12 protein-coding genes are annotated in these 12,200 nt (G+C 66.3%); 5 read left to right on the top strand and 7 right to left on the bottom strand.

Annotated features, from left to right (window positions below; translation table 11 throughout):
• The 4 genes from WJM96_RS13415 to WJM96_RS13400 all read left to right on the top strand — a co-directional run bounded on the left by WJM96_RS13415 (position 1) and on the right by WJM96_RS13400 (position 4,585).
• Positions 1–1,881, top strand: coding sequence for an amidohydrolase (locus WJM96_RS13415; protein ID WP_424812995.1), 1,881 nt, complete (start codon positions 1–3; stop codon positions 1,879–1,881).
• A gap of 12 nt (positions 1,882–1,893) precedes the next feature.
• The gene (locus WJM96_RS13410; RefSeq protein WP_424812994.1) at positions 1,894–2,553 is read left to right on the top strand and encodes a YoaK family protein; all 660 of its coding nucleotides are present in this window, start codon (positions 1,894–1,896) and stop codon (positions 2,551–2,553) included.
• 65 nt (positions 2,554–2,618) lie between these two features.
• Positions 2,619–3,626: an alpha/beta fold hydrolase gene (locus tag WJM96_RS13405; RefSeq protein WP_424812993.1), complete on the top strand. Its 1,008-nt coding sequence runs from the start codon at positions 2,619–2,621 to the stop codon at positions 3,624–3,626.
• 2 nt (positions 3,627–3,628) lie between these two features.
• Positions 3,629–4,585, top strand: coding sequence for a fatty acid desaturase (locus WJM96_RS13400; RefSeq protein WP_424812992.1), 957 nt, complete (start codon positions 3,629–3,631; stop codon positions 4,583–4,585).
• On the opposite strand, the gene WJM96_RS13395 is transcribed toward WJM96_RS13400, so the two are convergent.
• From WJM96_RS13395 to WJM96_RS13370, 6 genes are read right to left on the bottom strand one after another with little or no spacing between them, the layout of a single operon-like run.
• Positions 4,543–5,139 carry a TetR/AcrR family transcriptional regulator gene (locus tag WJM96_RS13395; protein ID WP_424812991.1) on the bottom strand — a complete coding sequence of 199 codons (597 nt, stop codon included), beginning with the start codon at positions 5,137–5,139 and terminating at the stop codon, positions 4,543–4,545. The two genes, WJM96_RS13400 and WJM96_RS13395, sit on opposite strands and share 43 nt — an antisense overlap.
• Before the next feature lie 41 nt (positions 5,140–5,180).
• Positions 5,181–6,506, bottom strand: a complete 1,326-nt coding sequence (locus WJM96_RS13390) for an NAD(P)/FAD-dependent oxidoreductase (RefSeq protein ID WP_424812990.1) — start codon at positions 6,504–6,506, stop codon at positions 5,181–5,183.
• 10 nt (positions 6,507–6,516) lie between these two features.
• Positions 6,517–7,329, bottom strand: a complete 813-nt coding sequence (locus WJM96_RS13385; protein WP_424812989.1) for an ABC transporter permease — start codon at positions 7,327–7,329, stop codon at positions 6,517–6,519.
• Positions 7,316–8,173 carry an ABC transporter permease gene (locus WJM96_RS13380; RefSeq protein WP_424812988.1) on the bottom strand — a complete coding sequence of 286 codons (858 nt, stop codon included), beginning with the start codon at positions 8,171–8,173 and terminating at the stop codon, positions 7,316–7,318. Before WJM96_RS13380 ends, WJM96_RS13385 begins: the two co-directional genes overlap by 14 nt.
• A complete protein-coding gene (locus WJM96_RS13375) occupies positions 8,154–9,200 on the bottom strand; it encodes an ABC transporter ATP-binding protein (protein ID WP_424812987.1) in 1,047 nt (348 codons plus the stop codon). Before WJM96_RS13375 ends, WJM96_RS13380 begins: the two co-directional genes overlap by 20 nt.
• A gap of 4 nt (positions 9,201–9,204) precedes the next feature.
• Positions 9,205–10,266 (bottom strand): extracellular solute-binding protein, encoded by a 1,062-nt coding sequence (locus tag WJM96_RS13370; RefSeq protein WP_424812986.1) that lies wholly within the window; start codon positions 10,264–10,266, stop codon positions 9,205–9,207.
• A 130-nt stretch (positions 10,267–10,396) separates the two neighbouring features.
• On the opposite strand from WJM96_RS13370, the gene WJM96_RS13365 reads away from it, so the two are divergent.
• On the top strand, positions 10,397–11,107 hold the full coding sequence (locus tag WJM96_RS13365) for a GntR family transcriptional regulator (protein WP_424812985.1): 711 nt from the start codon (positions 10,397–10,399) through the stop codon (positions 11,105–11,107).
• Between the two features lie 3 nt (positions 11,108–11,110).
• On the opposite strand, the gene WJM96_RS13360 is transcribed toward WJM96_RS13365, so the two are convergent.
• Entirely contained in the window at positions 11,111–12,166 is a 1,056-nt protein-coding gene (locus WJM96_RS13360; RefSeq protein ID WP_424812984.1) for an ABC transporter substrate-binding protein, read from the bottom strand.
• Positions 12,167–12,200 lie beyond the last annotated feature (34 nt).

Raw genomic sequence — 12,200 nt, 5'->3', positions numbered from 1 at the left:
ATGAGTGAGCCGAGCGCGCCCGACCTCATCCTCACCAACGGCCGCTTCACGACGCTGGACCGGGCCAACCCCCAGCCGGAAGTGGTCGCCATCACAGGCGGCCGCTTCTCCGCGGTGGGGGAGGCACGGGCGATCCTGCCGACGGCGGGGCCCGATACCCAGGTCATCGACCTCAAGGGACGGCGCGCGATTCCGGGGTTGATCGACAGCCACACGCACATCGTCCGCGGCGGCCTTAACTACAATATGGAGCTGCGCTGGGACGGCGTCCGCTCCCTCTCCGACGCGATGGCGATGTTGCGCCGGCAGGTGGAGATCACGCCGCCGCCGCAATGGGTGCGCGTGGTCGGCGGCTTCACCGAGCACCAGTTCGCCGAGAAGCGATTGCCGACCCTCGACGAGCTCAACGCGGTCGCGCCGGATACGCCGGTCTTCATCCTGCATCTCTATGACCGCGCGCTGCTCAACAAGGCCGCACTCCGCGCGGTGGGATACACGAAGGACACGCCCAACCCGCCGGGCGGGGAAATCCTGCGCGATCCGTCGGGCGAGCCGACGGGGCTTCTGCTGGCGCGGCCCAGTGCCGCGATCCTCTACTCGACGCTCTCGCGTGGCCCGAAGCTGCCGCCGGAATACCAGCTCAATTCCACGCGCCACTTCATGCGCGAGTTGAATCGGCTCGGCGTCACCAGCGTCATCGACGCGGGCGGTGGCGCGCAGAACTATCCCGAGGACTACCAGGTCATCGACAAGCTGCATGCGGACGGCAAGATGACGCTTCGCGTCGCCTACAACCTCTTCACGCAGAAGCCAGGCGCGGAGCTCCAGGACTTCACGGACTGGGGCGCGATGGTCCGGCCCGGCCAGGGCGACGATACCTACCGCCACAATGGCGCGGGCGAGATGCTCGTCTACACCGCCGCGGATTTCGAGGATTTCCGCCAGCCGCGCCCCGAGATGCCGCCGGAGATGGAGCCGCAGCTCGAGGCGGTCGTCCGCAAGCTCGCCGAGAACCGCTGGCCCTGGCGCCTGCACGCGACCTATGACGAGACCATAGGCCGAGCGCTGGACGTCTACGAGAAGATCGCGCGCGACATGCCGCTTGCCGGTCTCAACTGGTTCTTCGACCATGCCGAGACGATCAGCGACCGCAACATCGACCGGATCGCGGCACTCGGCGGAGGCATCGCCGTGCAGCACCGCATGACCTACCAGGGCGAATATTTCGTGGAACGGTATGGCGCGCGCGCTGCCGAACGCACGCCACCCATTCGCCGTATGCTTTCGGTCGGCGTGAAGGTGGGCGCGGGGACGGATGCGACGCGCGTCGCCTCCTACAACCCTTGGGTTTCGCTCTCCTGGCTGGTGACCGGCGTGACGGTCGGCGGTCTGCGCATCTATCCCCCGCAGAACCGGCTGGACCGCGAGGAGGCCCTGCGCCTTTGGACCCAAGCCAATACCTGGTTCTCTACGGAGGAAGGCAAGAAGGGACAGATCCAGGAAGGTCAGTTCGCCGACCTGGCCGTGCTGTCGGAGGATTATTTTGCCGTGCCGGAAGACGGGATCCAGGACATCGAGTCCGTGCTGACCTTGCTCGGGGGAAGGGTAGTCTTCGGCGCGGGCGATTTCGGCCCGCTTGCTCCACCCGTGCCGCCCGTTCTGCCGGAATGGTCGCCGGTACGCAGGTTCGGAGGCTACCAGCGCCGTGGCGCGGCTTTCACGGCCGAGGCCGTGACGGAGGCCAGCCGGGTGGCTTGCGGCTGCACCGCCGGTTGCGGCGTCCATGGGCATGACCACGCTTCGGCCTGGGCCGCTTCCCTGCCGGTCTCCGATCTGGCGCGCTTCTGGGGCGGTCTCGGCTGTTCCTGCTGGGCCGTCTGAGGAGCTAACGTCATGAGCACGACCGCACCAGGCCTCAGCCTGACGAATACCGCGCTGCTCGCCGGCATCGCAGGCTTCGTGGACACGGCCACCTTTGTCGCGCTGCATGGGGTTTTTGCCGCGCATGTCACCGGGAACTTCGTGCTGATCGGGGCGGCGCTGGCCCTGGGAACGGGCGGGCTGATCGCCAAGCTCGCGACGTTTCCGGTCTTCATGATCTCGGTCGTGCTCACCCGCCACATGGCGCGGCGCTGGGAAAGGCCTGCGCGAAAGCTGCTCACGGCGAAGCTGGTGCTTCTGGCGGCTTTCTGGCTCGGGACCTGCTACTTCGGCCCCTTCGAGCAGGCCGACAGTCCTGAGCTGATCCTGGTGGCGAGCCTCGCAGTGGCGGCCATGGCGGTCCAGAACGGCATGATGCGGATTGCCTTTCCGTCCGCCACGCCGACCACCATCATGACCGGCAACACCACCGGGGCCATGATCGACACGGCGGATTGGATGGTGGGGCGGCTGGCGCCCGAGGGGCTCGGCCGTCTGAGGCGTGTCGGCCTCGTGCTGCTGGGTTTCGCGGGCGGCTGTGCGGCCGGGGCGGCGGCCCTGACCTGGGTCGGCCCGATGGGCCTGGTCCTGCCCGTCCTGGCGACGGTCTGGCTGCTGTTCCGCCTTCCCTGATTTTCACTTGCGGCCTGCGGATATTTAATGGACTATCCGTCCACTAAATATCCGCAGGAGCTGCCATGGCTGATCCCGAGGTCTTCGAGGCCGGCGATGTCGCGCTGCAATCGGGCGCGGTCTTCCCCGGCATGCGGCTCAGCTACAAGTGCTTCGGCGAGCTCAATGCGGCGGGGGATAACGCGATCCTCTACCCGACCTCCTTCGCCGCACAGCACACGGACATCGAATGGCTTGTGCGGCCGGGTGGCGCGCTGGATCCGGATCGGTACTTCATCGTCATCGCGGATCTGCTGGGGAACGGGCTTTCCTCATCCCCCTCGAACACGCCGGGCACGTTTCCGGCCGTCACCTATCATGACGCGGTGGCGGTCCAGCGCCGCTTGCTGACTGAACAGCTGCGGGTGAAGCGGCTGGCGCTGGTCTATGGCTGGTCGATGGGGGGCATGCAGGCCTATCACTGGGCCGCCTGCCATGCGGACATGGTGGAGCGCGCGGCGGTCGTCTGCGGGAGCGCGCACTGCTCGCCGTACAACCGCGTGTTCCTCGAAGGCGTGAAGACAGCGCTGATGGCGGACCCCGCCTTCCAGAATGGGCGCTTCGTTTGCAAGCCCGAGGCCGGGTTGCGCGCCATGGGGCGTATCTATGCCGGCTGGGCCATGTCGCATGGCTTCTATCGCGACGAGCTCTGGCGGGCGGGCGGCTTCACCTCGCTGGAGGACTATCTGGCGCGTTCCTGGGACGTCGCCTTCGCGCATCGCGACGCGAACAATCTGCTGGCGCAGATCGCGATATGGCAGGCAGGCGACATCAGCGCCTGCGCCGAGTTCGGCGGCGATCTGGACCGCGCACTGGCGGCAGTGCGGGCGCATGTCCTGCTCATGCCAGGTGCGACGGATCGGTACTTCGACCCGCGCGACAACGAGGCGGAGTTGCCTCGGCTCGTGAACGCGAAATCGGCCGTGCTGCGGCCGATCCCGTCGGATTACGGCCACCGCGCCGGCAACCCCTTCGCGATCCCAAAGGATCGCGCGTTCCTGGAGGCCGAGGTCTCGGCCCTGCTCGCGAGGTGACCATGGAAAGCTTTACCGCCAACCGGCGCCCCCTGGATCACGCGGTCCTGCGCGCGCTTTCGGCCAAGTCCGACCTGCCGGGCCTGGTCCGGGCGGGGAGTCATTTCGGCATGATCCTGCTTCTCGGCTGGCTGATCTGGCTCGTGTCCTCGCGCCATGGGCTGCTTTGGGCGCTTCCCCTGATGGTGGCTCAGGGCTTCTTCGTCGCCTTCCTCTTCGTCGCAATGCACGAATGCGCGCACAAGACGGCGTTCCGCACGCGGTGGCTGAACACCGCCTGCGGCCAGCTCGCGGCGGTGCTGATCGCCCAGCCCTTCGAGTACTACATCCTTTTCCATTGGGAGCATCATCGCCACACTCAGGATCCCGACCGCGATCCGGAATTGCTCGTGGCCGTCCCGACCAACTCCGAAACGCGGATCGCGATTGCCTATACGGGGCTGATTCAGGTGGCAGCCCGCCTTCGGCTGATGGCCCGGCATGCGATGGGGGATGTTTTCTTCCCCTGGGTTCCGGCGGGGAAGAAGAAGCTCGTCGTGCGCGAGGCGCGTATCTATCTCGGAATCTACGCACTGGCCCTGCTCGGATCGATTGCAGCGGGCAGCGCTGTCCTTCTCTGGGCCTGGGTTCTTCCCTGGTTGATGGGGCAGTTCATGCTGCGCCCCTATCTCTACGCCGAGCACGTCGGCTGCGAGGAGACGCGCAGCGCCTTCGAGAATACCCGCACGACCCGTACCAACGCCTTCCTGCGCTGGTTCGCCTGGAACATGCCCTACCATGTCGAGCACCATGCCTATCCGTCGGTGCCCTTCCACGCGCTGCCCGCGTTGCACCGCGCGGTGGAGCAAGAGATCACCTTCCACGGGAAGGGCTATCCACAGGTGACGCGCGAAACCTGGTCCTGGTTCCGTTCCCGTCAGCGGGGCGAGAGTGCGAGCTCTGTCAACTCGCGCGCATAAGCCGGCGTGAGAGGCTCGATCGCGAAGGCCGAGCGGTAGAAGAGCGCGCCATAGATCGCATCGTAGAGCGTCTCGGCATCGGCGGTGGCGGCGATGCTGCCTTCCACCTGCCCAGCCGTGATGATGGCGACGATAGCGGTGCGGCGGCGGCCGAGATACCGCGCATTGAACTCCTCGGCCGAACCGCTGGCGGTGATGCATTCGGCGATGACGGCGAGTTGCACGCGTCCAAACTCACCTGCAAGCGCCGTGGCATAGCGCTCCGCATGGGCGCGGATGCGCTGGATGGCGCTGCCGCGTCCTTTCAGCGGCAGCATCGTTTCCGCATGGTGCAGGAAGGCATCGATGAGCAATGCCTCACGCGTCGGCCACCACTTGTAGATGGTCATCTTGGACGCGCCGCAGTCGCGAGCGATGGCCTCGATGCTGGCGGCACCGGCGCCGGATGTCGCCATCAGCCGGTAAGCGCTTTCGAGAATGGCGCGGCTGGCCGTCGCCGAGCGCGGGCGGCCTCGGCGCGCGGGCGCTTCCGGTTCGGTGACCTGATCCTCCATCGCGGTGGATTGTGCCGCCGCGAGGAGCCGCAGGCTAGTCTTTAGGCCGAGGCGCGATCCAGCCAGTCGCGGAACTTGTACCAGGTGCCCACGACCGGAAGGAACCAGGGGTTGCCGAAGTAGAGCGGCTTGGTCGGGAAGTCCTGCCCGTCGAAGGAGGGCACGCGGTTGGCCTGGCCGAGGATCTTCTTGCCGACCTCCGCCCCCAGATACGACAGGATCCCGACGCCCGAGCCATTGCAGCCGAGCGCGTAGTGAAGGCCCTTATCGGTCCGGCCCATATGCGGAAGGTAGTCGAATGCGAAGGCCACATTGCCCGTCCAGGCATGGGTGACGCGCACGCCTTTCAGCTGCGGCCAGCGCTGCAGCATCATTCCATGCAGCAGCGGCGCCGAGACCTCGGGCGAGACCTGGGTGAACTTGGCGCGGCCGCCGAAGAGGACGCGCTTCCCGTCCGGCGACATCCGGTAATAGCAGAGCACCCGCTTGCTGTCGGCCAGCGTCCGCTTCTTCGGGATGAGGCTCGCGGCGAGCTCCGGATCCAGTTCCTCCGTCGCGATGATGTGGGACGCGATCGGCATCATCCGGCGCTTGAGGTCCGGTGTCAGGTCTCCGGTATAGCCATTGGTCGCGATGACCACCTCGCGCGCCTCGATGGGGCCGCGGGTTGTGTCGACGCGCCAGCCATCCGCGATCTTCGTCAGCTTCCCCGCGCGGGTGTGGCCAACTAGGGTGGCGCCGTGACGCTCGGCCGCCTGCATGAGGCCCCAGTGGTAGAGGGCTGGATGGATCTTGCCGGTCCGGTTGATGACCATGCCGCCGTAATAGTAGTCGGAGGCCATCTCCTCTCGCTGCCGCTCGCGCGGAACCATATGGGCATCGGCCATGGCGAGCTCGTTGAGCTGCGCCATCTTCCCTTCCATTCCCTGGTAGTGCTTGGGGGTGAAGGCGCCGATGAAGCGGCCGGTGCGCTCGTAGAAGCAGTCGATCTTCTCGCGAGCGACGATGGCCTCGACGTGGTTCAGCCCTTCGACGGCATCGCCGATCATGGCCTTCACCAGCTCGTCGGCGCTGCCGCCGGAGCGGCCCTTGGCGCCAGAAAGCCCCTTGCCGATGGTATTGCCGCCGGAGACGCCGCCGCCATTGCGGGTCGAGGCGCCATAGCCGAGCTTCTCGCCATCCAGCACCACTGGCCTCGCGCCGCCGCGGCCCAGCTCGATGGCACAGTTCAGCCCCGTGAGGCCGCCGCCGATGATCACCACATCGGCACGCGCCGGCAGTTCGGCCTGGGGCCATTCCTCGTCCGGCAGGGCCTCCCACCAATAGGGCCGCGCCTTGAACTCGGGATGGAAGAGCTTGGTGTCCATGCGTCTATCCTCAGCGCGACATGGTGGTGGCCAGCGCGCCCTTGCCGAAAAGGGTGGTGAGGCCGAGGCAGACTGCGACAAGCAGGATCTGCGTGACCGATACGGCGGCGATGGTGGGGTCGATTTCCATCATGATGTTGTCGAACATCTTCTTCGGCAGGGTCTTTTCCGCGCCGGCGAGAAACATCGCCACCACGAGCTCGTCGAAGGAAGAAATGAAGGCGAGGAATCCGGCCGAGATCAGGCTGGGCCGTAGCTGCGGCAGCGTCACGCGCCAGATTGCCATGGGCCATGAGGCGCCGAGGCCGATGGCCGCCTGCTCCTGCGATTCATCGAACCCACGCAGGCCCGCGCTGACCAGGATCACGACGAAAGGCAGCGCCAGAACGGTATGCGCGATGGCGATGCCGTACCACGCGCCGATCAGCCGGAGCTGCGCGAAGATGCTGTAGATCGCGATCGACAGGATGATGGTCGGCACGATGATCGGCGCGGCCGCCAGCCGGTCCAGGATCCAGATCCCCCGTCGGCGCGAGCGGACCAGCAGGAAGGAGAGCGGCACGCCCAGCGCCATCGAAAGCGCCGTGCAGACGCCGGCGATCTGGAAGCTGCGGATCGTGGCGTCGATCCAGTCCGGATCACCGAAGTAGCGCTCGTACCACTGCCAGGAGAAGCCCGGTGGCGGAAATTGGAGGTAGGACGCCGACGAAAGCGAGATCGGGAAGACTACCAGCAGCGGCAGCATGAGGAAGGCGAAGATGAGCAGGACGAATCCCGTTAGCAGCCAGTGCCCGAGGCGCGGCCCTGTGTTACGGCGAGGCAAGGCGCGACCCCTTTGTCAGCCGATTGATGGCGGCATAGATCGCGAGCGTCACGACGAGCAGCACCAGCGATAGCGCCGCTGCGAAGGGCCAGTCCAGCAGCTCGCGCACCTGCTGTTCGATCAGCATCGAGATCATGATGACGCGGCCGCCGCCCAGGAGCGCCGGGGTGATGAAGAAGCCCAGCGACAGCACGAAGACCAGCGCGCATCCCGCGGCGACGCCGGGCAGGGAGAGCGGAAGCGTCACGCGGCGGAAGATGGCGGTGCGGGAGGCGCCAAGCCCCTCGGCGGCACGGGGCAGGTCAGGATCTATGCGCAGAAGCGAGGCGTAGATCGGGAAGACCATGTAGGCCAGCAGCACATGCACCATGCCGATCAGCACGCCGCCGAGATTATGCAGGAGCGGAAGCGGGTATTCGATCAGGCCCCAGTCCCGCAGCAGGCGGTTGATAACCCCGCTGCGCCCGAGCAGCACCATCCAGGCATAGGTTCGCACCAACACGCTGGTCCAGAAGGGCAACAGCAATGCGAACATCCCGAGCGCAAACCCGAAGCGCCCCGCCCGGGTGAGCCAGAGCGCGAGCGGATAGGCGAGCACAAGGCAGATCGCGGTTACCAAGCCCGCGATCTTCAGGCTCTCGAACAATACCTCGACGTAGAGCTCATCGAGCACCGCGCGGTGGAGATGCTCCAGCGATCCGTCGCTCACTGCCATGGAGAGCAGGCGCAGCACCGGCCAGGCGAAGATGGCGCCGAGCAGCAGCAGCGCGGGCAGGCCCATCAGCGCCAGCGCGGCCTCTCGCCGGCGGGCCGGCTGGACGCGGTCAGCCGCGCGGGACGACATGGATGTCCTCCGGCCGGAAGCCTATGCCGATGCGCGAGCCCTCGGCCGGGGGCGGCGGGTCGGAGGGACGGAGAGGCATGCGAGCCAACATCTCGGGCACGTCCGTGGTTTTCAGCCGGAATTTTACTGAAAGGCCGAGGAAGACAGTTTCCAGGACCGTCGCTTCCGCGCGACAGGGTGTCTGCTCGGCATCCGCGCCAATGCGAAGTGCCTCGGGCCTGAGGAGCAGCGTCACAGGGCCGGGCGGGGCGATGAGCGGGAAATTCCCGAAGCCCGGCAGCGAGACCATGCCACCCGACGCGGTGCCATCAAGCAGGTTCGACTCCCCGATGAAGTTCGCCACGAAGCGCGTCACCGGATAGTCGTAAATCTCGCCCGGCGTGCCGAGCTGCTGGATGCGCCCCTGGTCCATGACCGCGATGCGGTCGGACATGATGAGCGCTTCCTCCTGGTCATGCGTGATGAACAGGGTGGTGAGCTTGAGCCGGCGCTGCAGCCGCCGCACCTCGAGCTGCAGGGTCTCGCGCAGCTTGCGGTCCAGCGCGCCGAAGGGCTCGTCGAGCAGCAGCAGGGAAGGGTTGAAGATGATGGCGCGCGCCAGGGCCACGCGCTGCTGCTGCCCGCCTGAGAGCTGGCGGGGCAGGCGCTCGCTGAAGGTCTCGAGCTCCACCAGGGCGAGGACTTCCTTTACGCGCCGGGCGATCTCGGCCTTGCCGACGCCGCGCATCTCGAGCGGAAAGGCCAAGTTTCCCGCCACCGTCATGTGCGGAAAGAGCGCATAGTTCTGGAAGACCATGCCGACATTGCGGCTGCGTGCGGGGGCCAGCGTCACGTCGCGATCGCCTAGGAGGACGATTCCCTCGTCCGGCACCTCGAAGCCCGCGACGGATTTCAGCAGGGTCGTCTTGCCTGAGCCGGAAGGGCCCAGGATGGTCAGGAACTCGCCTTCCTCGACCGTGAGATCCACGCCGTTCAGGGCGGTGACCGAACCGAAGCGTTTGACGATGCCTTGGACCGAGAGCTTCACGCCATCACCGCCGCAGCATCCAGCGGTTCCAGCGTTCCTGGGCACGCGCGCCATTCTCGGTCCACCAGGCCACGTTCATCCAGAACTGCCTCGCCAGGTTCTCGGGCGCGGCGGGCAGAAGCGGGCGGATGTCCTCCGGCACGTAATTGATGGTGTCGGGATGCAGGCCGGCATAGGAAAGCTCGGTCGCGTAGGCCGCCTGCAGCCTCGGATTGGTGAAGGTCTGGAGGAGCTGCTGGCCCCAATAGGCGTTGCGCGTTCCGCGCGGGATACCCCAGGCGCTGCTGCGCAGCGACCCTTGCGCGAACTCCGTGGCAACCGGCGCGCCGCGGCGCGTGAGCTCGAAGAAGCGGCCGTTCCAGCCGCTGGTCAGCACCACTTCGCGGTCCACGAGCATCTGCGCTGGCTGCGCGCCCGTGCTCCACCATACCGCGATATGGGAACGGATCTCCTCCAGCTTGCGGAACGCGCGGTCCATGTCGAGCGGATAGAGCTGGTCCATCGGCACGCCGTCCGCGAGCAGCGCGAACTCCAGGTTGTCCACCGGGTGGTTCCGCAGTGAGCGGGGGCCGGGGAAGCGGCGCACATTCCAGAAATCGGCCCAACCCTTGGGCTGCGTCCCATCGGGGAACACGTCCGTCCGGTAGCCGAGCGCCGTGGAGGATGTCGCACCGACGAATATGTGCGACTGCCGGCCGATCGCGGGATAACGAGAGAGATCGACAATGCTGGTGTCGATCGGCTCAAGCAGATTGAGCTCCTTCGCACGATCGCCGTCCTGTCCGCCGATTTCCGTCACCGTCCATTCCGGGTTTCCGCTGTTCACCATGGCGCGCAGCTTGCCGAAATCCACGGGGGAGGAATCGATGATGCGGATACCGTGCTCTCTCTCAAACTCATTGAAATAGAAGCGGCGGAGGTTGTTGGTCATGGAGCCGCCCGAAGCGTTGACCACGATGCGGTCAGGTTTCGGCGGCACGGCCCGTTGGGCGAGGGCAGGGCGTGCGAGCGAACCGGTTGCCAGGCCGCTTGCGGCGATGAGGATGTTTCGGCGGCTCGTCGTCATCGCAATGGGCTCCCGTGCTGGCATTGGACGGGAATTTCTGCTTGTCCGAACCGCTTAAACGCGGTGGCCACAGGAAATTCTCGTTTGCCATCCCAAATTGTGCCATATTGTGATCACGAAAAATGAGGCCATGCAAGACGCTCTTGAACCCGGTCAGCCTTCGCTTGAGGAGGCCACGTATCGGCGACTCCGCCTGGGACTGATGGAGGGCGCTTTTGCGCCCGGCCAAAAGCTGTCCATTCGCCGCATCGCGGCGGCCTTGGGAACAAGCCCCATGCCGGCTCGGACCGCGCTGCGCCGATTGGCAACCGAGCAGGCGGTGGATGTGCTGCCGTCTGGCACGGCGATCGTGCCACGCCTGACGCGTGCTGCGTTTCAGGAACTCGGAGCTATTCGTGCCGAACTGGAGCCGCTGGCCGTACGTCTGGCTGCGCCGCATCTGACGCCCGCGCTCCTCGATGAGCTCGAGGCGATCATCCGCTCCAACCGAAAGGCGCGCGAGGAGAACAACGCGGAGGAGGTGCTGCGGGCCGACCGCGATTTCCTGTTCGGACTCTACAGGGCCGCGGCGGCTCCGATGCTGCTCGGCGTCATCGAGGCGCTATGGATGCGGCGTGGCCCGCATTTCTGGGAAGCGCGCTGGATCATCATCGGCCGCGTTCCCGCCGAGAACCGCCATGCGGAAATCCTGGCGTCCCTGCGCGCCGGACGCCACGAGGTGGCATCGCTCGACTTGAAGGGCGAGATCGAAAGCACGACTGCCTATCTGCTCGAGAAGATGCGCTTCCCGGATGACCCGGTCCCGGAGGATGGGGGGCTTGACCGGATCGGGCGCAAGTAGCGGCTAGCGGCGCAACATCCAGCGGTTCCATCGCTCCTGCGCCGCGGCGGCATTGGCCGTCCACCACTCGACGCTGAGCCAGAATTGCTTTTCGATATTGCCGGGCGCCGTGCACATCAGGGGGTGCAACTCACGCGGTACGTGGTTCATCGTATCCCGGTTGAGACCGGGATAGCCCATCTCGGTCGTATAGACGGCCTGCAACTCGGGGCGGGTCATGACCGAGAAGAAGCGCTGCCCCCAATAGGACTGCCGCGTTCCGCGCGGGATGCCGAAGGCACCGCTCTTGAGGCTGCCCTGGGTGAACTCGGTCGCGACCGGGGCGCCCCGGCGCGTGAGCTCGTAGAACCGGCCGTTCCAGCCCGAGGCGAGGATGACCTCCCGGTCCACCAGAAGCTGCGCGGGCTGCGCGCCGGTGCTCCACCAGACGGTGATGTGGGGACGGATGCGGTCCAGGCTGCGAAATGCGCGGTCCATGTCGATGGGGTAGAGCTGGTCCATCGGCACGCCGTCGGCCAGCAAGGCAAATTCCAGATTGTCGGTCGGGTGATTGCGGAGGGACCGCGGCCCCGGAAACCGCCGCACATCCCAGAACTCGGCCCAGCCTTTAGGTTGGCTGTTGTTGGGAAACACATCGGTGCGGTAGCCCAGCGCCGTGGAATAAGCCGAGGCGAGAAGGACGTGAGAATCCTTCGCCACTTCGGGGTAGTTGGATCGATCCACCACGGTGTTGTCGATCGGTTCGAGCAGGTTGAGTTCCTTGGCGCGGACCGCGTCCTGTGCGCCGATCTCAGTACAGGTCCATTCAGGATTCCCGGACTCCACCATCGCGCGCAGCTTTCCGAAATCAACCGGCGAAGTGTCGACGACGCGAATGCCGAACTCGCGCTCGAAGGCGGCGAAATAGCTGCGGCGGAAGATCGAGTTCATCGCGCCGCCAGAAGCGTTGACGACGATGCGGTCCGGCTTCGGGGGTGTGGTCTGCGCGCTGACGATGGCGGGAAGCGCGAGGCCGCCACTGGCGAGCAGGAGGGGGCGACGTCCGGTCACGAGGCTCATGCAGCAGCTCCTTCGTCGCCGCGGCCAGCGCGGC

Source organism: Roseococcus sp. YIM B11640 (assembly GCF_049727625.1).
Taxonomy (GTDB): Bacteria; Pseudomonadota; Alphaproteobacteria; order Acetobacterales; family Acetobacteraceae; genus Roseococcus.
Note: the sequence above shows the minus strand (reverse complement) of the source record. Positions and strands in the feature narration are given on the sequence as shown.

What these genes read in the sequence shown, in the direction of transcription:
- WJM96_RS13415 (WP_424812995.1), top strand. Translation starts at nt 1, where the DNA reads ATGAGTGAGCCGAGCGCGCCCGACCTCATCCTCACCAACGGCCGCTTC.
- WJM96_RS13410 (WP_424812994.1), top strand. Translation starts at nt 1,894, where the DNA reads ATGAGCACGACCGCACCAGGCCTCAGCCTGACGAATACCGCGCTGCTC.
- WJM96_RS13405 (WP_424812993.1), top strand. Translation starts at nt 2,619, where the DNA reads ATGGCTGATCCCGAGGTCTTCGAGGCCGGCGATGTCGCGCTGCAATCG.
- WJM96_RS13400 (WP_424812992.1), top strand. Translation starts at nt 3,629, where the DNA reads ATGGAAAGCTTTACCGCCAACCGGCGCCCCCTGGATCACGCGGTCCTG.
- WJM96_RS13395 (WP_424812991.1), bottom strand. Translation starts at nt 5,139, where the DNA reads ATGGAGGATCAGGTCACCGAACCGGAAGCGCCCGCGCGCCGAGGCCGC.
- WJM96_RS13390 (WP_424812990.1), bottom strand. Translation starts at nt 6,506, where the DNA reads ATGGACACCAAGCTCTTCCATCCCGAGTTCAAGGCGCGGCCCTATTGG.
- WJM96_RS13380 (WP_424812988.1), bottom strand. Translation starts at nt 8,173, where the DNA reads ATGTCGTCCCGCGCGGCTGACCGCGTCCAGCCGGCCCGCCGGCGAGAG.
- WJM96_RS13370 (WP_424812986.1), bottom strand. Translation starts at nt 10,266, where the DNA reads ATGACGACGAGCCGCCGAAACATCCTCATCGCCGCAAGCGGCCTGGCA.
- WJM96_RS13365 (WP_424812985.1), top strand. Translation starts at nt 10,397, where the DNA reads ATGCAAGACGCTCTTGAACCCGGTCAGCCTTCGCTTGAGGAGGCCACG.
- WJM96_RS13360 (WP_424812984.1), bottom strand. Translation starts at nt 12,166, where the DNA reads ATGAGCCTCGTGACCGGACGTCGCCCCCTCCTGCTCGCCAGTGGCGGC.